Source organism: Caballeronia sp. M23-90, assembly GCF_053574605.1.
Window position 1 is genome coordinate 1 of sequence record NZ_JBSIPA010000070.1, and the last position, 19,900, is coordinate 19,900.

Annotated in this window: 18 protein-coding genes; 11 read left to right on the forward strand and 7 right to left on the reverse strand. The window is 59.8% G+C overall.

Annotated features, from left to right (window positions below):
- The 5 genes from ACRXB1_RS10115 to ACRXB1_RS10135 all read left to right on the forward strand — a co-directional run.
- On the forward strand, positions 1-350 hold a 350-nt coding region (locus ACRXB1_RS10115; protein ID WP_449491931.1), incomplete at its 5' end, for a (2Fe-2S)-binding protein.
- On the forward strand, positions 343-1,893 hold the full coding sequence (locus ACRXB1_RS10120) for an AMP-binding protein (RefSeq protein ID WP_449491932.1): 1,551 nt from the start codon (positions 343-345) through the stop codon (positions 1,891-1,893). The genes ACRXB1_RS10115 and ACRXB1_RS10120, both read left to right, overlap by 8 nt.
- A 3-nt stretch (positions 1,894-1,896) precedes the next feature.
- On the forward strand, positions 1,897-2,703 hold the full coding sequence (locus ACRXB1_RS10125; protein ID WP_062171441.1) for an enoyl-CoA hydratase/isomerase family protein: 807 nt from the start codon (positions 1,897-1,899) through the stop codon (positions 2,701-2,703).
- 29 nt (positions 2,704-2,732) lie between these two features.
- Complete coding sequence (locus ACRXB1_RS10130) at positions 2,733-4,469, forward strand: GMC family oxidoreductase (RefSeq protein WP_449491933.1); 1,737 nt, start codon at positions 2,733-2,735, stop codon at positions 4,467-4,469.
- An 85-nt stretch (positions 4,470-4,554) separates the two neighbouring features.
- The gene (locus tag ACRXB1_RS10135; protein WP_062003277.1) at positions 4,555-5,928 is read left to right on the forward strand and encodes an MFS transporter; all 1,374 of its coding nucleotides are present in this window, start codon (positions 4,555-4,557) and stop codon (positions 5,926-5,928) included.
- A gap of 3 nt (positions 5,929-5,931) precedes the next feature.
- Here the strand turns inward: ACRXB1_RS10135 and ACRXB1_RS10140 are convergent, their stop codons facing one another.
- Together ACRXB1_RS10140 and ACRXB1_RS10145 are read right to left on the reverse strand one after the other, a co-directional pair.
- The gene (locus ACRXB1_RS10140; protein ID WP_062171437.1) at positions 5,932-6,834 is read right to left on the reverse strand and encodes a LysR family transcriptional regulator; all 903 of its coding nucleotides are present in this window, start codon (positions 6,832-6,834) and stop codon (positions 5,932-5,934) included.
- Entirely contained in the window at positions 6,794-7,276 is a 483-nt protein-coding gene (locus tag ACRXB1_RS10145) for an alpha/beta hydrolase (protein WP_449491934.1), read from the reverse strand. The genes ACRXB1_RS10140 and ACRXB1_RS10145 overlap by 41 nt, the downstream gene beginning before the upstream one ends.
- Positions 7,277-7,493: 217 nt before the next feature.
- On the opposite strand from ACRXB1_RS10145, the gene ACRXB1_RS10150 reads away from it, so the two are divergent.
- From ACRXB1_RS10150 to ACRXB1_RS10160, 3 genes are all read left to right on the forward strand, one after another.
- The gene (locus ACRXB1_RS10150) at positions 7,494-8,177 is read left to right on the forward strand and encodes a dihydrofolate reductase family protein (RefSeq protein WP_062003274.1); all 684 of its coding nucleotides are present in this window, start codon (positions 7,494-7,496) and stop codon (positions 8,175-8,177) included.
- Positions 8,178-8,289: 112 nt separating this feature from the next.
- Positions 8,290-8,586, forward strand: coding sequence for an ArsR/SmtB family transcription factor (locus ACRXB1_RS10155; RefSeq protein WP_062003273.1), 297 nt, complete (start codon positions 8,290-8,292; stop codon positions 8,584-8,586).
- A 56-nt stretch (positions 8,587-8,642) separates the two neighbouring features.
- Entirely contained in the window at positions 8,643-9,704 is a 1,062-nt protein-coding gene (locus ACRXB1_RS10160) for an alkene reductase (RefSeq protein WP_062171433.1), read from the forward strand.
- Between the two features lie 44 nt (positions 9,705-9,748).
- Here the strand turns inward: ACRXB1_RS10160 and ACRXB1_RS10165 are convergent, their stop codons facing one another.
- Positions 9,749-12,388, reverse strand: a complete 2,640-nt coding sequence (locus ACRXB1_RS10165) for an excinuclease ABC subunit A (protein WP_449491935.1) — start codon at positions 12,386-12,388, stop codon at positions 9,749-9,751.
- Positions 12,389-12,927: 539 nt separating this feature from the next.
- Between ACRXB1_RS10165 and ACRXB1_RS10170 the strand changes: the two genes are divergently transcribed.
- Positions 12,928-14,583: a bifunctional aspartate transaminase/aspartate 4-decarboxylase gene (locus ACRXB1_RS10170; RefSeq protein WP_449491936.1), complete on the forward strand. Its 1,656-nt coding sequence runs from the start codon at positions 12,928-12,930 to the stop codon at positions 14,581-14,583.
- Between the two features lie 61 nt (positions 14,584-14,644).
- Here ACRXB1_RS10170 and ACRXB1_RS10175 read toward each other — a convergent pair whose 3' ends face one another.
- The 3 genes from ACRXB1_RS10175 to motA all read right to left on the reverse strand — a co-directional run bounded on the left by ACRXB1_RS10175 (position 14,645) and on the right by motA (position 18,014).
- On the reverse strand, positions 14,645-15,820 hold the full coding sequence (locus ACRXB1_RS10175; RefSeq protein ID WP_062003269.1) for a porin: 1,176 nt from the start codon (positions 15,818-15,820) through the stop codon (positions 14,645-14,647).
- 283 nt (positions 15,821-16,103) lie between these two features.
- Positions 16,104-17,108 carry a flagellar motor protein MotB gene (gene motB, locus ACRXB1_RS10180; RefSeq protein ID WP_449491937.1) on the reverse strand — a complete coding sequence of 335 codons (1,005 nt, stop codon included), beginning with the start codon at positions 17,106-17,108 and terminating at the stop codon, positions 16,104-16,106.
- A gap of 36 nt (positions 17,109-17,144) precedes the next feature.
- Positions 17,145-18,014 (reverse strand): flagellar motor stator protein MotA, encoded by an 870-nt coding sequence (gene motA / locus ACRXB1_RS10185; RefSeq protein WP_062003267.1) that lies wholly within the window; start codon positions 18,012-18,014, stop codon positions 17,145-17,147.
- Positions 18,015-18,311: 297 nt separating this feature from the next.
- On the opposite strand from motA, the gene ACRXB1_RS10190 reads away from it, so the two are divergent.
- Positions 18,312-18,965: a hypothetical protein gene (locus ACRXB1_RS10190; RefSeq protein WP_236873462.1), complete on the forward strand. Its 654-nt coding sequence runs from the start codon at positions 18,312-18,314 to the stop codon at positions 18,963-18,965.
- Between the two features lie 142 nt (positions 18,966-19,107).
- Positions 19,108-19,380, forward strand: coding sequence for a hypothetical protein (locus ACRXB1_RS10195; protein WP_062003266.1), 273 nt, complete (start codon positions 19,108-19,110; stop codon positions 19,378-19,380).
- 86 nt (positions 19,381-19,466) lie between these two features.
- On the opposite strand, the gene ACRXB1_RS10200 is transcribed toward ACRXB1_RS10195, so the two are convergent.
- Complete coding sequence (locus ACRXB1_RS10200; RefSeq protein WP_155524353.1) at positions 19,467-19,634, reverse strand: hypothetical protein; 168 nt, start codon at positions 19,632-19,634, stop codon at positions 19,467-19,469.
- Between the last annotated feature and the right edge of the window lie 266 nt (positions 19,635-19,900).

Below are 19,900 nucleotides of genomic sequence, written 5' to 3' on the forward strand. Positions count from 1 at the left end.
TCACGGTGCACGTGGACGGCGTCGCCGGGCGGTCGTGCCTGATGCTTGCGGTCCAGGTGGAAGGGCGCCGCGTGGATACCGTCGAAGGTCTTGCGGCGGATCAGACACTGGGGGACTTGCAGCAAGCGTTCCAACGCCATCATGCGTTGCAGTGCGGCTTCTGCACGGCAGGAATCCTGATGTCGTGCGCGGACTTTCTCAAACGCGTGCCCGACCCCAGCGAAACCGAAGTACGCGAAATGCTCTCTGGCCATCTGTGCCGATGTACTGGCTATACGCCGATAGTCGCCGCCGTGCTCGACGTGGCGGCGCGAAGAAATGCGGGCAGGAAGGAGCCGGAACATGCTTGATCTCGGCCGAACCTTCTTGCAGAGTGTGGAGCGCAGTCCGAACACGCTCGCACTTGTGGATGGCGACAAACGCCTGACCTATGCGCAGTGGCACGAAGTCATTCTGCGTGTAGCCGGTGGCCTGCGCGAGGTGGGCATCGGGCGCGGCGACCGTTTGCTCGTCGTGCTGCAAAACCGATGGGAGATGGCGACGCTGCACTGGGCCTGCCAGTTCGCGGGCATCGTCATGACGCCGCTGAACTGGCGTGCAAAGCCGGAAGAACTGGATTATTGCGTGACAGATTCCGGCGCGAAAGCAATCGTATTCGAGCCTGTTTCCGCCGACGCCGTGCAGGGCAGCGCAGCAGCGCAGGAGATCCCGCGCATTGCACTGGACGAAGCGCGCGGCACGCTCTCCTTCGACACGCTCCTCAACGCGAACGCAGCGAACACTACGGCCGAAGCCTCCGCCGACGATGTCTCTCTGATCCTTTACACATCCGGCACGACCGGCAAGGCGAAGGGCGTGCCACGGCGCCATCGACACGAACGTGCCGCTGCGCTCGCACATGTTGCGCAAAACTTGTATCGATACAACGAACGCACGCTCGGCGTCATGCCGCTTTATCACACCATGGGCGTGCGTTCATTACTCGCCATGGCACTGGTCGACGGCTTGTTCGTCTGCGTGCGCCGCTGGAATGCGGCGCAGGCGCTTGCATCGATCAGTGAATTCGAACTCACGTGCCTGTACCTCGTGCCGACGCTCTATCACGATCTCCTGGCAGCGCCAGGTTTTGCGGACGCTACGACGAGATCGGTCACGAAGCTGGGTTTTGCAGGCGCTCCCATGAGCGACGGCTTGCTCAAACGTCTCTTCGCCGCATTCCAACCCGAGCTCTTCGTGAACCACTATGGATCATCCGAGGTGTACACGGTCAGCATCGATCAGGATGCCATGCGCAAGCCGGGCAGTGCCGGGCGCGCAGGCATCAATACGCGATTGCGAGTGGTCAAGCTCGACGCCTCCTCGCCAACGGACTTCGCGGCGGTCAACGAGGAAGGCCAGATCATCGCGGACCTGCTGGGCGACGAAGCGTTCGAAGGCTACTGGAACCGTCCGGACGCGAACGCGAAGTCCCTGCGCGACGGCTGGTACTTCACCGGCGACACTGGCTTCTTCGACAAGGACGGCGACCTCTTCGTGAGCGGCCGCGTTGACGACATGATCATCAGCGGGGGTGAAAACATCTCGCCGGTCGACATCGAATCGGTCCTGTCATTACATCCCGCAGTGGACGAAGTGGCGGTGGCCGGCGTGAAGGACGAACGCTGGGGCCAACGCGTGGTGGCCTTCATCAAGCGCCGCGATTACGTGAACGCCGAGATCCTCGACGGCTGGTGCCGCGAGTCCGACCTCGTGAATTTCAAGCGGCCGCGCGACTATGTTTTCGTCGATGACATTCCGAAATCTCCCGTCGGAAAAATCCTGCGCCGCAAGCTCTCGGCCGGTGAATACGAAGTCGACACTTCAATCAACCCGAAAGAAACAACGAAGGAGTAACCGATGACCGAACTGACCCATCGCGGCCAGACGCTGTTGCAGGACCTGGACGGCTTCTCGATCGAAGTCGATGAACAACGCGAGCGCGCCGACATCATCCTGCATCGTCCGCCGTTGAACGTCATTTCCATGCACGCACGCGACCAGTTGCGCGCGGCCTTCGAAGCACTCGATGAAGACGACCGCGTGCGCGTGATCGTCGTGCGCGCGAACGGTGAGCATTTCTCGAGCGGCGGCGACATCAAGGGCTTTCTCGAAGCATCGCCGGAACATGTGTCGAAACTTGCGTGGAACATCGCGGCGCCGGCGCGCTGCTCCAAGCCTGTTATCGCGGCGAATCGCGGGTTTTGTTTTGGTGTGGGCTTCGAGTTGTCGCTCGCGTGCGACTTCCGTATCGCGACGGACACCACGTTCTACGCGCTGCCGGAACAGAAACTCGGGCAGATTCCCGGCTCGGGCGGCTCGGCTCGGTTGCAGCAGATGGTGGGCGTTGGCAGGACCAAGGACATCGTGATGCGCTCGCGCCGCATTCCAGGCAAGCAGGCATACGAGTGGGGCATCGCCGTGGAGTGCGTGGCCGACGCGCAACTCGAAGCCACGACCGATGCGCTGGTCGATGAGCTACGCGCGTTTTCGCCGTTGGCACAGCGCACGGCAAAAAAGCTGCTCAACGATACGGAAGATGCGCCGCTCTCGATTGCCATCGAACTTGAAGGGCATTCTTACAGCCGGTTGCGTACATCGGATGACTTCCGTGAAGGCGTTGAGGCGTTTCATAGCAAACGCAAGCCGGTGTTTCGCGGCAGCTGACCTTTATCCATAACAAACAGGGGACTTGCATGGAGGCGTTCGACTACGTGATCGTGGGCGGCGGGTCGGCGGGATGCGTACTTGCGCATCGGCTATCGGCCGTGCCGTCGCTGCGTGTCGCGTTGATCGAAGCGGGCGCGGACACGCCCCCGGGCAACGTGCCCGCAGCGATCCTAGACAGCTATCCCATGCCTGTGTTTTGCGGTGATACCTACATCTGGCCTGGACTGAAAGCCCGGGCTACAAGGCAAGCTGCTGAACGTGTGTACGAGCAAGGCCGTGTCATGGGCGGCGGTTCGAGTATCAACGTGCAATCGGCTAATCGCGGCTTGCCGCGCGACTACGATGAGTGGGCCGAGAACGGCGCGCCGGGCTGGGCGTGGGACGAGGTCCTGCCGTACTTCCGCAAGCTGGAAAGCGACGCAAATTTCCCTGCTGACCCGCTGCACGGCAAGGACGGTCCCGTTGCGATTCGCCGCATCATGCCTGATGAGTGGCCGCCGTTTTGCCACGCGTTTGCGAAGGGTTTGAAGAGCAATGGATTCGCGACACTGCAAGACCAGAATGCCGAATTCGGCGACGGTCTGTTTCCCGGGGCGTTTTCAAACTTCAACGACCGGCGTGTGACGACAGCGACGGCTTACCTCGATGCCGCCACGCGCAAGCGTCCGAACCTGTCGATCTTCGCGAACCTTCGCGTTGAACGCATCCTGATGAGCGGCGTGACCGCGCATGGTGTTCTAGCATTAGCGGCGAATGGCGAAAAGATCAAGTTCGAAGCGCGAGAAGTGATCCTGGCAGCGGGCGCGCTGCAGTCGCCCGCCATGTTGCTGCGGGCGGGTATCGGAAATTCGAAGGAGCTCGATCAACTTGGCATTCGCTGCGCGATCGATTTACCCGGCGTCGGAAGGAATCTTCAGGACCATCCATCGCTGACGTTTTGCCATTTCCTCGAACCGCAGTTCCGCATGCCGCTCACGCGTCGTCGCGCGAGCATGACGGCCGCGCGATTCACATCTGGCCTGGAAGGGTGCGACGTCTCGGACCTGTATTTATCGAGTGCAACGCGCGCCGCGTGGCATGCGCTGGGCAATCGCCTTGGCTTGTTTTTCTTGTGGTGCAACCGTCCATATTCGCGCGGCCGTGTGCAACTCGTGTCCGCAGACTCCGACATCGCACCACGCGTGGACCTGAACCTGCTTGACGACGAACGCGATATCGCACGCCTTGCCATTGGCGTTCGCCTGCTCGCCAAAGTGGTCGAAGCATCGGGCCTGGGTGAAGACAGGCGTGATTTTTTCCCAGCCGCATTTTCGCCGCGCGTGAAGGCATTGAGCCGCGTGGGCAAGGTCAATGCAATCTTGACATCGCTGCTTGGCGCATTGCTCGATACGCCTGCGCCCTTGCGTCGAGTGCTGATCGAACGTTTCTTTACGCGTGGTCAGGGCATGGCCTCAATGCTTGCGAGCGACGACGCGCTGAACGCGTTCATTCGCGCGAATGTATTCGGCGTATGGCACGCGAGCGGAACATGCCGGATGGGCGTGGCAGGCAATCGCCAGGCTGTCGTCGATACACAGGGCCGCGTGCACGGCGCGCGAGGCCTGCGCGTGGTCGATGCATCGCTCATGCCGCGCCTGCCTTCGGCCAACACGAATATCCCGACCATCATGATCGCGGAAAAAATCGCGGACACGATGCTGCGCGAACGGCCGCCCAGTTCCGCAAGCAACAAGACGATCTATTTGCATGCAACGATTTCATAAACGCCAACAAGAGCACGAACCAATATACGTGCCACGTACACGGTGCCTTCCATAAGGCGGCGCCGCGACCTTCAAGGAGATAAAAATGTCCGTTGCAGCTCAGGAAAGCACCGCCGTGCCCGAGGTCAACTCGCGGCAGGTCATGGGTGCAGTGGTAGCCTCGTGCCTGGGTTGGGCACTCGATCTTTTCGATCTGTTCGTGCTCCTGTATGTCGCGCCGGTGGTCGGCCGGCTGTTCTTCCCGTCCGAACACGCCATGCTTTCGCTGGCGGCAGTATATGCGTCGTTTGCCGTGACCCTGTTGATGCGGCCGCTCGGTTCGGCATGGTTCGGCTCTTATGCGGACCGTCATGGACGCAAGGGTGCGATGATTCTCGCAGTCGTTGGCGTGGGGATATCGACGGCGCTTTTCGGGGTGTTGCCAACGGTCGCGCAAGCCGGACTCGCCGCGCCAATCCTCTTTCTTCTGTTGCGCCTCGTGCAGGGCGTGTTCGTAGGTGGCGTGGTGGCGTCCACGCATACCATCGGCACGGAGTCCGTTGCGCCCAAGTATCGAGGCGCGGTCTCGGGATTGATCGGCGGCGGCGGTGCAGGGCTCGGTGCGCTGCTCGCGTCCATTGTGTTCCTGACCATGTCCGCAATCTTCCCCGGCGAACTGTTCGATGTCTGGGGATGGCGCTGCATGTTCTTCACCGGCATCATCAGCTCGGTGCTCGGCCTGTTCGTTTTCAATACGCTCGAGGAGTCGCCGCTCTGGCAGAAGCTTGCGGCAGAGAAGGCGGCCAAGGCCGCGAATCGTGATCCGTCGGTGCCGGTCGAAGTGATTCGATCGCCAATCAAGACGCTGTTTTCCCGCGAATATCGCGGCATTCTTTTCGTGAACCTGCTGCTCACGATTGGCGGCGGCAGCGGCTATTACCTCACGTCGGGCTACCTTCCTACCTTTCTCAAGGTGGTCAGCCACGCGCCCAACGGCGCGGCTGCGGCCATCCTGATGATCGCAAGCGTGGGAGTGCTGCTGGCCTCGGTCGCAGCGGGCCATCTGAGCACCTTCATTGGACGCAAGAGTGCGTTCATCTGGATCGGACTCGTGCGTCTCGTCGCGTTACCCGCGTTGTTCCTGTTGTTGCCTACTGCGCAAAGCATCACGATGATCGGCCTCTACGCCGTGATACTGAGTGCGCTCGGCAGCGCGGGTTATGCGCCTATCCTGATCTTCCTGAATGAACGATTTCCCACCGCGATCCGCGCAACGGGAACGGGCCTCTCGTGGAACATCGGCTTTGCAATCGGCGGGATGATGCCGACGGCCGTGTCGCTCGTCGCGAAGGACCCGAGTGAACTGCCCATGACGCTGGCTATCTTTGTCGGTGTGATCAGCGTGATCTTTCTAGTTGGCGCTTTCATTGTTCCGGAAACGCTCGGCAAGCTGGAGAACAACGCGCGAGCCGTACATTGAACGTCAGGGTGCGGTAGTCACGCGGCGAATGTCTTCCGTGATGATATCGATGAGGGCGCTCGCCGCAGACCCAAGCGGCCGCTTCGGGTGACTGACGCACACGATCTGCCGCACGATAACCGGGTTCGCAATCCGGTGAATCCGCAGCACGCCGTCGTCCACTTTGCGCTGCACGACCACGCGCGGCATGATGGTCGCCACGCTGCTCTGTTCCACGAACTGCACGATCGTGGTCAACAGGTCGATCTCGAACTTCGGCTTGATCACGATATCCGCGTTGAGAAGCGCGGCGTCGAGTGCGCCGCGCAAGCCGTTGCGCCGCGTCGGCAGCACTAGCTCGAGGTCGCCGAGCCTGGACAGGTCGATCTCGTCGGGCAGAACGCGACCGTGGGTTGCACTGACCACGAGAACCATTTCTTCGTCGAGTAACGCGCGGGTATCGAGCGTGAGACGTCCGCGCGGCTTGTTGATGACCGCAGCGTCGAGCCGTCCGGCTTCCACGGCATCAATCAGTTGTGCGCTAAAGCCGTCCGCCACCGATACCTCGACTTGCGGAAACAGTGCATTGAAGGTCGCGAGCGACTCGGGCAATACGCTTTCCGCTTCCGATGCCACCATGCCCAGCGACACGCGTCCCGTGACGATCACGTCCGTGCTGCTGAGCTGCTCGCGCGCATGGTCGATGTCTCGAATGATCGGCACATACAGCCGGTACATGAGGCGCGCCGCGTCGGTCGGCGTCATGCCATGCGGGCCTCGTTCGAAGAGCGGCTGATTCAATTCCGCCTCGAGCTTCGAAATCTGCATGCTCAATGCGGGCTGAACGATATTGAGCCGCCTCGCAGCGCGCGTGACCGAACCATCTTCAAACAGCGCGATGAAATATTGAATCTGCTTCAGGTCCATGGGCGGGCGGCGAGTGAGTCGAAGCACGATGAAACCACAACCGGCCGCCCGATACCAGCAGACTATCTACCCCAGGTAACGCATTCGTCTGCGCGGCGATCGAACGCGGCGTTGCATCGTAGACGTCGATGTCGGCAAACACGAAGCCGCCGCCGTGGAAATACAGGATCACGGGGAACGGGCCTTCGCCCGCAGGCTTGTAGACACGTGCGGGGTTTTCGCATGCCGCGCCCGGAATCATGATCTCCTGTGTCTGCACCTGCTGTACGGCTGGCGGTGGCGTGATGCCGCGTGCCTGCATCAGCTTCATCACGGCGTCGGTGACGGTAGGTTGCTGACGCGCTTCGTCTGGAGTGCAATCTTCGATTGGCTTCGGGTTCAGGCTCTCGAATGCGTTGAGCACGTCCTTCATGTCGGCGTCGGCATGCTCGGTCGGGTCCATTCCCACGACACCCTTGCTCGTATCGGCGAGGCTTATGTCATCTCCAGAATTGATGGAAACCGCTCCACGAATGGCGGTTCCTTACACTTGAAATGCAAGCGTTATGCCCATCGAACCTCGCTTCCGACCGGCAGCATGACGCGGTATTTTTGTCTTTGAGCGCTGCGGAATACTATTTGCTGCAATGCGATTGTCCTAACCCAACCATGGACCTCCCATGAAGCCCTATATTGTTTGCCACATGATGTCTTCCGTCGATGGTCGCAGTCTCACTGACGGCTGGCACCTCGACTATGCTTCCGACTTGTACGAAAGCACCGCTGCCACGTTCGAGGCCGACGGCTGGATTTGCGGACGCGTCACGATGCAGGAAATCGCGCATGGCGACGGTTATCCGAAGGGCCTCGCCGAGGAACCCGTTCCGCGCACGAATCATTTCGCCAAACGCGGTGCCGACCAGTACGCCATTTCTATTGATCCGAAGGGACTGGTCGAGTGGAAATCGGACACCGCGCTCAAATCGCACATCATCGAAGTCGTGACCGAGCAGGTCGCGGACGACTATCTTGCGTACCTTCAGTCCATTGGTGTGTCGTATGTTTTCGGTGGCAAGACGGACATCGACCTGGGTCATGTGATCGAAACGCTCGCAGATGAGCTCGGCGTAAAAAAGCTGATCGTGGAGGGCGGTTCCCATGTAAGCGGTGCGTTCGTGAATGCCGGTCTTGTCGATGAGGTCAGCGTGCTGATCTTGCCGCTCGTCGATGGCCGCACCGAACATCCGTCGTCGTTCGAAGTTTCGATGGACGCATGGAAACAGCCGGCGTACCTCACGCTGACGTCAGTTGAACAGACGGCCAACGATGGCGTGTGGCTGCGCTACACGCAGAAAACGAAGTAAGGGATTACCCCTAATGGCGTAAGTGGTTTTATTGTATTTCGGGTTTTTACGAAATATAATTCGGTTCATCGCGAATTCATCCGCTGGACCTAACCGTACTTACTGCCGTCTCATGGACATCGACGCTATTCACAAAGCCCTGGCTAATCCGGTGCGCCGCGAGATCCTCGCGTGGCTCAACGAACCCGGGGTTTATTTCAGCGAGCAGGACATGCTGCTGGAGAATGGCGTGTGTGCGGGGCAGATCTATGCGCGCTGCAATATGTCGCAATCCACGGTATCGGCTCATCTGGCAACGCTTCACAAGGCGGGTCTGGTCACGTCGAAAAAAGTTGGCCAGTGGATCTTTTTCAAGCGCGACGACGCGGTAATCAACGCGTTTCTCGAACAGTTGCACCGCACGCTCTAAACGCGACACGTCGATCAACGAACATTCACCGTACTCTATTTAGGATTGCTTTAAAAATGCCAAATCTCCTCGATCCGCTCAAAGCAGGCGCTTTCAATCTTCGCAACCGTATTGTGATGGCGCCGCTCACGCGGCAGCGCGCTGGTGAAGAACGCGTGCCGAACGCGTTGATGGCACGGTACTACGCTGATCGCGCCGCAGCCGGCCTGATCCTGAGCGAAGCGACCTCGGTCACGCCGCAAGGCGTGGGTTACGCTGAAACGCCGGGAATCTGGTCGGACGAGCAGGTCGAAGGCTGGAAGCTGGTCACGAAAGCCGTGCATGACGCAGGCGGCACGATCCTGCTGCAACTCTGGCACGTCGGCCGTATCTCGGACCCGATCTTCCTGAATGGCGACCTGCCCGTTGCACCAAGCGCAATCGCCGCGAAGGGGCACGTGAGCCTCGTGCGTCCGCAACGCGAGTTCGTGACGCCGCGCGCACTGGAACTCGATGAAATCGCAGGCGTCGTCTCCGCTTTCCGTAAAGGAGCTGAGAACGCGAAGCTGGCCGGTTTCGATGGCGTTGAAATCCATGGCGCTAACGGTTATCTGCTCGACCAGTTCCTGCAGGACAGCACGAACACGCGCACGGACAATTACGGTGGTCCTGTTGAAAATCGCGCGCGCCTGATGCTCGAGGTTGTCGACGCATGTATTGAGGTGTGGGGCGCGGATCGCGTCGCCATGCATCTCGCACCGCGCGCTGATTCGCACAGCATGGGCGACAGCGATCGCGCCGCGACTTTCGGTTATGTCGCACGTGAGTTGGGCAAGCGCAAGATCGCGTTCATTGCTGCACGTGAACGTGTGGCTGAAGATTCGATCGGACCGTTGCTGAAGAAAGAGTTCGGCGGCGTTTATATCGCGAACGAAAAGTTCACGAAGGAAAGCGCGCAGGCCGCACTCGATCGCGGTGATGCGGATGCTGTGGCATGGGGCCAGTTGTTCATCGCAAATGCGGATCTGGTGAAGCGCTTCGAAACCGATGCCCCGTTGAACGCGCCGATTCCCGAGACGTTCTATGCACGCGGTACCGAGGGGTACACGGACTATCCGACGCTCGAAACCATGGACTGATCTTTTTGGTTTCATGAAAAACGGTGGCCCAAGGCCACCGTTTTTCATGTCATGCACGCCTTCAGATATTCCGCTGTATGACCGCGCGCTCCCTTCTTCACCACGTCCTCTGGCGTTCCGCTTGCCACGACATTGCCACCGCTTTCTCCCGCGCCCGGCCCCATGTCGATGACCCAGTCGCTTTGCGCCGCCACGCGCATGTCGTGCTCGACGACAATCACGGTATTGCCCGCATCGACGAGACCCTGTAACTGCACCAGCAACCGGTCGCTGTCGACGCAATGCAGGCCCGTGGTGGGTTCGTCGAGTATGTAGAGGTGCTTGCTCCGCTGCGCGCGCTGCAGTTCCGTTGCGAGCTTGATGCGTTGCGCCTCGCCGCCCGAGAGCTCCGTCGCGGGCTGCCCGAGCCGCAGATAGCCCAGCCCGATGTCACGCAATACCGCGAGCGCACGCATGATCTGTGGTTCGTCTGCGAAAAAGCCGCAGGCGGTATCGACGGTCATCTGCAGGACTTCCGCAATGTCCTTGTCGTTCCATTTGATTTCGAGCGTCTCGGGGTTGTAGCGCGTTCCGCCGCAAGTGGAACATGGCGCATAGACGCTCGGCATGAAAAGCAATTCCACACTGACGAAGCCTTCGCCCTCGCACGTCGGACAGCGGCCTTTTGCGACGTTGAATGAAAAACGGCCGGCATCGTAGCGTCGGCGGCGCGCTTGCGGCGTGTCGGCAAACAGCTTGCGAACGTGGTCGAAGAGGCCGGTATAAGTGGCGAGATTGGAGCGCGGCGTGCGGCCAATCGGCTTCTGGTCGACCCTTACGAGGCGGCGTATGTGTTCCATCCCTTCCACGATCTCGCCGTTTGTCTGAATGTCTTCCGTGTCGAGGAGAGGATCGCGTTCTTCGTCGGTTTCGGTCGCTATCGGACTGCCGAGTTTTTCCGCGATGAGTTCCGGCAGCGCCTGACTTACCAGACTGGATTTCCCCGATCCAGAGACGCCGGTGACCGTCGTGAAGCATCCAAGCGGGAATGCTACGTCGAGAGCTTGCAGGTTGTTTCGAGTGACGTTGGCAAGCCGCAACCATCCAGCCGGAGAACGCTTCGTGCGTCCGACAGTCCGGCGTTCCCCAAACAGATGCAGCCGTGTCTGCGATGCTTCCACGTCGGCCAATCCTGCAGGCGGACCGCTGTACACGATGCTCCCGCCTGCCGTCCCCGCCGCCGGCCCGACATCCACCAGCCAGTCCGCGCGACGCATCATCTCCAGATCGTGCTCGACCACGAAGAGCGAATTGCCGGCTTCTTTCAAGCGCTGCAGCGCGCTGTAGAGCGCCTCGCCATCGGCGGGATGAAGTCCGGCGGAGGGTTCGTCGAGCACGTAGATGACGCCAAACAACTGCGATGCCAGTTGCGTCGCGAGCCTCAGGCGCTGCAGTTCGCCCGATGACAACGTCGGCGTGCTCCGGTCCAGCGCAAGATACCCGAGACCGAGGTCGATCAGCGTGGACAATCGCTCGAGCAGCTCTCTTGCCATGCGTTGTGCGGCGACCTGCTTTTCGCGGGATTGATTCGTTGTCCGTCGTATATCGGGCGATGCCTTGTGCGCAGATCCTCCCGACGCAACCCGGCGCTCCACGGCTTCGCGCATTTCTGTTTTGTTCAGCACTTCGCCGGTTTTTACATCGGGCGACGCCTCGCCGCGCGCAACGGGGCGCAATATTTCCGCGACCCGCGCCATCGGCATCTGCGACAACTCCGCTATATCCAGTCCCGCGAACGTGACGGACAGCGCCTCGAGCTTCAGCCGCTTGCCATGGCATGTCGGACACGCGCTGCTCACCATGAAACGCGACACGCGCTTTTTCATCAACGCACTTTGCGTATTGGCGAACGTGTGCAGCACATAGCGGCGCGCGCCTGTGAACGTGCCTTGATAACTCGGCTCGGCGTGGCGTTTGAGCGCGGCTTTCGTTTCCTGGGGCGTGAGGCCGGCATAGACGGGCACCGTCGGCGTTTCGTCGGTAAAGAGGATCCAGTCGCGAGCTTTCCTGGGAAGGTCACGCCAGGGGGTATCGACGTCATAACCCATCGTGACGAGAATGTCGCGCAGGTTCTGGCCATGCCACGCCGGTGGCCACGCAGCGACCGCACGCTCGCGGATGGTCAGCGAGTCGTCGGGCACCATCGACTGTTCGGTGACATCGTACACGCGTCCGAGGCCGTGGCATGTGGGGCAGGCGCCTTGCACGGTGTTCGGCGAGAAGTCCTCGGCGAACAGCATGGGCTGCTTTGCCGGGTATGTGCCGGTTCTCGAATACAGCATGCGCACGAGGCTCGACAATGTGGTGACGCTGCCGACCGACGACCGCGCGTTCGGCGTACCGCGTTGCTGCTGGAGCGCGACCGCAGGCGGTAATCCGTCGATCGAATCCACCTCCGGCACGCCAACCTGATCGATAAGACGGCGTGCGTAGGGCGCGACCGACTCGAAGTACCGGCGCTGCGCTTCGGCGTAAAGCGTGCCGAATGCAAGCGACGATTTGCCCGAGCCCGACACGCCGGTGAAAACCACGAGTGCGTCGCGTGGTATGTCGACATCCACGTTGCGCAGATTGTGCTCGCGTGCGCCACGTACACGAACGAAGCCGGGTCGAGGAGACGAAGATTTGTTATTTCGATCTGTCATGCGCCTTTTCTTTGGTTTGCAGTTAGGGCTCAGCATTAATCGACTCGCAGAGCTTGTGCCCGGGCTTTCGCATGGGCGCACAAGCGAGGCATTCGACAGGCGGCGTTTAAAAAGCCGTTTTTGATACCGCCAAATTCTCGCGCCATCGAAACCGCTTTCGCTACGTGGACGTGATATTAGTGAGGGGTGCGAGATGCGATTTTGCAAAATCGCTTCGCTATTTCAAATCATGAAGCGGTTGCGACTTTGTGCGTTGGACAGGTTTATCGCGATTTTTTTCCTGCAATGGAATGAGTAATTGTTTCATTGCCTGCGATAAATGTCGCGACTTATGTATGTAGACCTGGCATGTGGACCAAGGGCATGGAGCCCAACGCAAAACGCTCGACCCTTTCGATCAGGAGATGTGGGATGCCTTGATTATTAGTCGCGGCAAGCATGCATTCCCTGACTCTCATTGCCGCTTCTCCCGAGGGCCGGCGCCAAGACAACGCGCGCCGCTCTCTTTCAAAGCAGTCGATTATTTCTGGAGGTACTGGATGTCCAAATCCAAGAAAGCGGGTTCGCAGGAGCAGTCCAAGATTGCAGCACTCAGCCCGTTCGAACTGAAGGACGAGTTGATCAAGGCTGCGGGCGGCGGTGCCGTCGACCGCCCGGCCAACGTCGCCATGCTCAACGCTGGCCGCGGCAACCCGAACTTCCTCGCCACCATCCCTCGCCATGGCTTTTGGCAACTGGGCCTGTTCGCCATGCGCGAATCCGAGCGTTCATTCGCACATATGCCAGAAGGGCTGGGCGGGTTTCCAAAACATGAAGGACTTGAAGAACGCTTCGAGATTTTCGCACGCGACAACAAGGGCGTTCCGGGTATCGATTTCTTGCGCGGCGCACTGTCGTACGTGCGCGATCAACTGGGTTTGAACGGCGGCGAATTCCTTTACGAAATGTGCGAGGGGATTCTTGCTTCGAATTATCCGGTGCCCGACCGGATTCTGAAATTGTCTGAAGTGATCGTGGCGCAGTATCTAAAAAAGGAAATGGTCGGCAAGCATCCTTTCATTGGCGATTTCGACATCTTCGCGACCGAAGGCGGCACCGCGGCTATGACGTATATCTTCAATACCTTGCGCGAAAATCACCTGATCAAACCCGGCGACACCATTGCGCTCGGGTCACCGATTTTCACGCCGTACATTGAAATCCCCACGCTCAACGACTACAAGTTGAATGTGGTCAACCTCAACGCCGACGTTGAACGCGGCTGGCAATATTCGAAGGAAGAACTCGACAAGCTGCGCGACCCGAAGGTCAAAGCGTTTTTCCTCGTGAATCCGAGTAACCCGCCGTCGGTCAAGATCGATACCGAAAGCCTGCAGTACATTGCAGCTATCGTGAAGGAACGGCCGGACCTGATCCTGCTCACCGACGACGTGTACGGCACCTTCGCCGACGACTTCGTTTCGCTCTTCGCCTTGTGCCCAAAGAACACCATCCTCGTGTATTCGTACTCGAAATACTTTGGCGCCACGGGCTGGCGGCTCGGCACCATCGCGACACACCAGGACAACGTGATCGACGAACTGATCCGCAAGCTGCCCAAGGAACAACGCGCCGAACTGCACGAGCGTTATGAGTCCATTACCACGGAGCCGGAGAACCTCAAGTTCATCGACCGGCTGGTTGCGGACAGCCGCACCGTCGCACTGAATCACACGGCGGGTTTATCGACGCCGCAGCAGGTGCAGATGGTGCTGTTCTCGCTTTTCTCGCTGATGGACACGCCCGAGGCGTACAAGAACGCGTTGAAGCGCCTGATTCGCGGACGCAAGGAGGCGTTGTATCGTGAGATTGGAATCAGTTTCGACGACAGCGACGTGAACCAGGTCGATTACTACACGATCCTCGACCTCGAGTTCCTCGGCAATCGCGCGTATGGACCAGAATTCGTGCAGTGGCTGTTCAAGAACACCGAACCGTCAGAGCTGCTGTTCCGCCTTGCGAAGGACGCACGCGTTGTGCTCTTGCCGGGGCGCGGCTTCGGTACGCAGCATCCGTCGGGCCGCGTGTCGCTCGCCAATCTGAACGAAAGCGACTACAAGCAGATCGGCCGTGCGTTGCGCAAGCTGATGGCGGAATACGTGGAACGGTATAACGCGGAAACGGGCAAGTCGCTCGACAGTAAAAAGGTGCTGTAATCAGGCATCGAAATGGAAACGGGCCGCTCTTCAGCGGCCCGTTTTCGTATCAGCTAAACGCTCAGAACTTGTGGCGGATACCCACGCGCCCAGCGATCTGGTTGTCCGTACCGCGGCCCGACGTGCCGAAGTAGCTCGTGCTCGAACCAATCTGCGCCTGCACGCCGGTTCCGTTGTTCGAACCCGACGCGTGTTGATAAATGCCCAGCACGTAGACATCGGTACGCTTGGAGAGCGCGTAATCCACGCTTGCATCGACTTGTTGCCACTTGCCTTGAGCCGCGTCCGTCAGCTTCATGTACGTGTAGCCGAGGCTCGCCGTTGCAGCTGGCGTGAACGCATACTTGGCACCCGCTTCATACGTATTGAACTTGGAAGTAGCGCCGCTGATCGCTTCGAAGCGCGTGTTGGTCCACAACGCGAAGAGGGTCGCAGCAGCGATCTTGTAGTTCGCGCCAATGCCGAACGTGCGCAGGTCCTTCGAGCCACCCGTCGCCACGTTTGCAATGCTCGTGCTGAATGCCGGGGTGGAGGAAGCCGGGAAGTGAATGTCCGTATAAGCCGCGCCAACGCTGAACGGGCCGTTCGCGTAGTTCAGGCCGAAGCTGTATGCACGCGATGAACCTTGCGTGGTCACGCCGGCCGTCGTGGTCGTGGGCGAGCCCGAGAATGCACCTGCAGCGTTCGAGAAGCCATACAGGCCACCGAACGTCACGCCGTAGAAGTTGGCGCTGCTGAACTTGATCGAGTTGTTGATACGGCTCGACGTCAACTGGTCCACGTCATTGATGTGATACGCGTAGTTGCCTGCAACCGTCTGGCCGCCAATGGAATAAGCGCCGCCCAAGTAATCAGTCGAGAACGAGTACTGGCGGCCGAGTGTCACCGAGCCCACGTCCGACTTCGAAATACCCACGTAAGCCTGACGGCCGAATTCCGCGCCGCCCTGACCGAGCGTGCCGTTGCCGCTGTTGAAGCCGCTTTCCAACGTGAAGATGGCCTTGAGTCCGCCGCCCAGGTCTTCAGCACCACGCAGGCCCCAGCGGCTGCCTTGCGATACGCCGTCGTCGTACTTGAAAATCTTCGAGCTGCCGGTGCCGGCGGTGCTGTGGTTCGCGTAGCTGATACCGGCATCGATCAAACCATACAGCGTGACGCTGCTTTGAGCTTGCGCAGGTGCGGCCGATGCGGCAAACGCAGCGAGTGCGGCGATGGCGAGCAGTGATTTACGGTTCAAGACATTCTCCGTGAGCGTGGGTGGTAGCGTGATGGGTCTGGTGCAACAAGTGCGTGGATACGCGGGACTCTGACGGTCCGCTGACTTGCGACGGGCGGACTTTACGGGAGGCGTATGTAAGGTCTATGACAGTTGTAATGAAACGACGGCCACGCTGCACAGGCCGCTGCTGTGCTATGGGAAGGTTCGCGCGAGATGCCGGCGATGTATTACTGGAGGGGAAGGGGAAGTGATGCGATGAGCGCCGCGAGCGAATGGGTATCGTCGCGGCGCCTGCGGCGTGTCAGCCTTTCGAAGAGACTTCGCCGCTTGGGGAGAACGGCCGCGGTTTTGCTTGCTCTTGCGCCACCTTCGCCGGGATCACGGCGCTCGCCGGTTGCGAATCATCCACCGAAGTCCGTCCGCCATCCGCGAAGAACGCCTGCTCCGCCGCCTTGTTCAACACGAGAATGCTGATGCGGCGATTGGTGGGTTCGTCGGCGACGGCCTTGTTGAGCGGCAGCACATCGGCCAGGCCGCGTACCTGCAGGATCTTGCCTTCGCTCATGCCGCCTGCGATCAGCGAGCGGCGCGCGGCGTTCGCGCGTTCGCTCGACAGCTCCCAGTTCGAGTAACCCGCCTGGCCGCCGGAATAGGGCACGGCGTCGGTATGACCTGCGATCGATACCCGGTTGTCCACGTCGTTCATGGATGCCCCGATCTGCGCGAGGATCACGCCCACATAGCTTTCGAGCTTCGAGCTGCCCGATGCAAACATCGGACGCTTGAGCGAATCGACGATCTCGATGCGCAATCCCTCACTCGTGATATCGATACGAATCTGGTCCTTGAATGCACGCAGCGCCGGCGTATTGTCGATCAGCGCCGTGAGTTTCTCTTTCAGTTGCTTGAGGCGGCGCGCGTCGTCCTCCGCGGCAATGCGCGCGGGGGTCTTGGGCATCGGCTGGGTCTGGCTCTTGGTCGCTTCGCCCGGACGTGAACTCGACAGGTCGCGGCCGCCGCCGTTGATCACGCTCGAGCGCGCAGCGCCACTGCCGTCCTTGCCGCCAAAGAGCGTGGAGAGCGGAGCGTTGAAGTAATCCTCGATGCCCTGCTTGTCGTACTTCGATGTCGAACCGAGCAGCCACATCAGCAGGAAGAACGCCATCATGGCCGTGACGAAGTCGGCGTAGGCAATCTTCCACGCGCCGCCATGATGCGCCCCGTGTCCGGACTTCTTCTTGCGGCGTACCACGATGGTCGGCGCAAGCACCGACTGCAGGGGATCGCGGGATGGTTTTTCAGCCATGTTCGTTACCCGTGGTGTCTGAATGCATGCAATGCATCAGGCCGACTTCGGCGATTTGGTGGCGCGGACGGCTTCATCGAGTTCCTTGAAGCTCGGGCGGTCAGCCGTGAGGAGCACCTTGCGGCCGAACTCCACGGCAATGGCGGGCGCATAACCGTTCATTGATGCAAGCAGTACCGACTTCACGCACTGGAACGGCTTGGACTCCGCCTGTCCCTTTGCAGCGAGCAGATCGGCAAGCGGTCCGAAGAAACCGTATGCGAGCAGGATGCCAAGGAACGTGCCGACGAGTGCGCCGGCAATCATCTCGCCCAGGATGGCAGGCGCAGCGCCGACAGAGCCCATGGTATGAACCACGCCCATCACGGCCGCAACAATGCCGAATGCGGGAAGGCCGTCGGCCATCTTCTGGATCGCGCCGGATGCCACCGATGCCTCCGCATGATGCGTCTCGAGTTCTTCATCCATGAGGTCCTGCATCTCGAGCGCGTTGACGTTGCCGCTCGACATCATGCGCAAATAATCGACGATGAACTCCAGCAGATGGTGATCGTTGAGCACGTGTTCGTACTTCATGAAGGTCGGGCTTTTTTCCGGCGCTTCCACATCGACTTCGAGCGCCATCATCCCTTCCTTGCGCGCCTTTTGAAGCAGCTCATAAAGCAGCGCGATCAATTGCACGTACTTTTCTTTCGAGTATCCGCCGCCCTTGAACGCAGTCGGGATGCTCTTGAGCGTCTTCTTGAGCGTCGCGGGAGGGTTTGATACGACGAATGCCCCGATGGCCGCACCGAAGATGCAGAGCAGCTCGAAGGGCTGAACGAGCGCTGCCAGATGACCGCCAACCCCCATGAAACTCCCGATTACCGAGCCGATGACCAACACCCATCCAATAACGACAAACATGCTCTCTCCGCGTAAATGTGTGCTTCGATTGAATGAAGCTGTCATAGAACTTAACGGCAAGCGGGCTCTCACATTTAGGGTAGATGCGAGGAATCTTTTCTTACCGACTTACGCAAGTCAGCAAAATTTACTCTGGCAAACATGCATTTTTTGCATCGAGGGATGAACGTTTCGTGGACGACGCATGGACGTTCGAATTGACGCCAAAAACGGTCACTGTTCGTTCCATTGAATCGTTTAACGCAACCGTACAGTCTCGCCACGGGGAAGGCCCCGGCTACTTACGGAGAAGGTGCGGTGAAGACAGTCCTGAGCGCGGCGGCGGCCGCCATGATCGCCATGCTGGCAACGCAGACGACCCAAGCGCAAGAGGTCTATATACAAGGCGGAACGCTGGGCGGCGGTGTCGGCGCCGCCTACTCGCTGAACTCTTGGGCGGGCGTCCATGCTGAAATGGAAGGCCTCGGTTTTTCGCATTCGTTCAATGTCGACGGCGCCAAATACAGCGGGCATCTGAGCCTGATTCAAGGCGGCCTTTATCTCGACCTGTTTCCGTTTGCGAATAGCGGTTTTCGCGTGACGGGCGGTGCGCTCATCAATGGCGACGAACTGAAGGCGCATGCGGTACCTGACGCACAAGGCAACTTCAAGATCGGTGACGATACGGTTCCTGCCGTTGCGGGCGCGCCATCGGCCACGGTGCGGCTGCCGAGCGTCATGCCGTATCTTGGCGTGGGGTATGGGCACAAACCGGTATCGAAGGGCTTTGGTTTCATGGCCGACCTTGGCGTGGCATATGGCCGCCCGCACGTGTCGTACTTCGTGCCGGAGGTGTACAGTTTGCTCACAACGCAGGCGAATATCGATCAGGAAAAGCAGGACATTACGAATCGCGTCGAGAAATATCGCTGGTATCCGGTCGTGCAGATCGGCGTGACTTATCGTTTCTAAGATACAGACTTACCCACAGGGGTTGAACCTCCCGCCCGGCTCACGCTCAATAGTAAGGAAGACGCGCGTCAGGCGGGTTGGCATGGATGATGCGTCCCCTTCTAAGGACTTACCGTTCATTTACCAGAGGCGAACCTTCAATATGATTCAAACCTTTGAGCAAACCATTGACGGACAGCCGATGCAATTTTGCGCAAGCATCGCAGACGGCGGCAGCCCGCAGCGCGTGATCATCAGCCGTGCCGATTCGGCGAAATCGCTGGTGATCGTCGAGGCGTCCGGGATCATCAGCGCGATCAAGGCTGAGGTCGAGGCGCCCGAATCTTTTGTAGCCGATGCCGTGCGCAAGGCCCAGGCAGACGGGCTGATAGAGAAAGCGCTCAAATCCGGCGACGTATTGACCACGACGCTATGATCACTTGCTTCGAATCTTGAACTGAAGAAATGCCCGGACGCGTTTTTCGCGTGCCGGGCATTTTTTATACGGCGGCATCCCGGGATTTAAAGGCGCGGAGAGCCGTTGTTGGGGTCAGCGGGAACGAGCGGTGTCGCGGAATCAGGGCCGTCGGGGAGATCGGGGTCGTCCGGATTCGGCGGCGCATCGGGATCGAGCAGTTCGTCGGCGTCGGGTTCTATCGGCAGTTGCGTCGGATCTATGGGCGTGGACATGGTTCGATACCTCCAGCGGCCTGCGGACCGCGCGTTGCACGAGACGTGCTCCAGACAATTCGCAACCCACGTTCCCGGCGCGTGGGATGCACCGCTAGCGATGGTTTTTCTTTTTGTTCTCCACTACGCGCCAGGCCGTCGCGGCGGCCAGCAACAGCAGCGCGATCGATATTGCCGCCGAGAGCCTGACCCCCATCACGATCTGCGCAGTCTCGGCCGACGCCGCATGACTTGCTAAAGCACCGAAAATCGCCACGCCGATCGCA

Bases quoted from the DNA above. Each gene is read 5' to 3' on its own strand.
- ACRXB1_RS10200 (WP_155524353.1), bottom strand. From the start codon at position 19,634: ATGTCCACGCCCATAGATCCGACGCAACTGCCGATAGAACCCGACGCC.
- ACRXB1_RS10160 (WP_062171433.1), top strand. From the start codon at position 8,643: ATGCCAAATCTCCTCGATCCGCTCAAAGCAGGCGCTTTCAATCTTCGC.
- ACRXB1_RS10145 (WP_449491934.1), bottom strand. From the start codon at position 7,276: ATGGACCCGACCGAGCATGCCGACGCCGACATGAAGGACGTGCTCAAC.
- ACRXB1_RS10155 (WP_062003273.1), top strand. From the start codon at position 8,290: ATGGACATCGACGCTATTCACAAAGCCCTGGCTAATCCGGTGCGCCGC.
- ACRXB1_RS10165 (WP_449491935.1), bottom strand. From the start codon at position 12,388: ATGACAGATCGAAATAACAAATCTTCGTCTCCTCGACCCGGCTTCGTT.
- motA (WP_062003267.1), bottom strand. From the start codon at position 18,014: ATGTTTGTCGTTATTGGATGGGTGTTGGTCATCGGCTCGGTAATCGGG.
- motB (WP_449491937.1), bottom strand. From the start codon at position 17,108: ATGGCTGAAAAACCATCCCGCGATCCCCTGCAGTCGGTGCTTGCGCCG.
- ACRXB1_RS10150 (WP_062003274.1), top strand. From the start codon at position 7,494: ATGAAGCCCTATATTGTTTGCCACATGATGTCTTCCGTCGATGGTCGC.
- ACRXB1_RS10125 (WP_062171441.1), top strand. From the start codon at position 1,897: ATGACCGAACTGACCCATCGCGGCCAGACGCTGTTGCAGGACCTGGAC.
- ACRXB1_RS10195 (WP_062003266.1), top strand. From the start codon at position 19,108: ATGATTCAAACCTTTGAGCAAACCATTGACGGACAGCCGATGCAATTT.
- ACRXB1_RS10170 (WP_449491936.1), top strand. From the start codon at position 12,928: ATGTCCAAATCCAAGAAAGCGGGTTCGCAGGAGCAGTCCAAGATTGCA.
- ACRXB1_RS10140 (WP_062171437.1), bottom strand. From the start codon at position 6,834: ATGGACCTGAAGCAGATTCAATATTTCATCGCGCTGTTTGAAGATGGT.
- ACRXB1_RS10130 (WP_449491933.1), top strand. From the start codon at position 2,733: ATGGAGGCGTTCGACTACGTGATCGTGGGCGGCGGGTCGGCGGGATGC.
- ACRXB1_RS10120 (WP_449491932.1), top strand. From the start codon at position 343: ATGCTTGATCTCGGCCGAACCTTCTTGCAGAGTGTGGAGCGCAGTCCG.
- ACRXB1_RS10135 (WP_062003277.1), top strand. From the start codon at position 4,555: ATGTCCGTTGCAGCTCAGGAAAGCACCGCCGTGCCCGAGGTCAACTCG.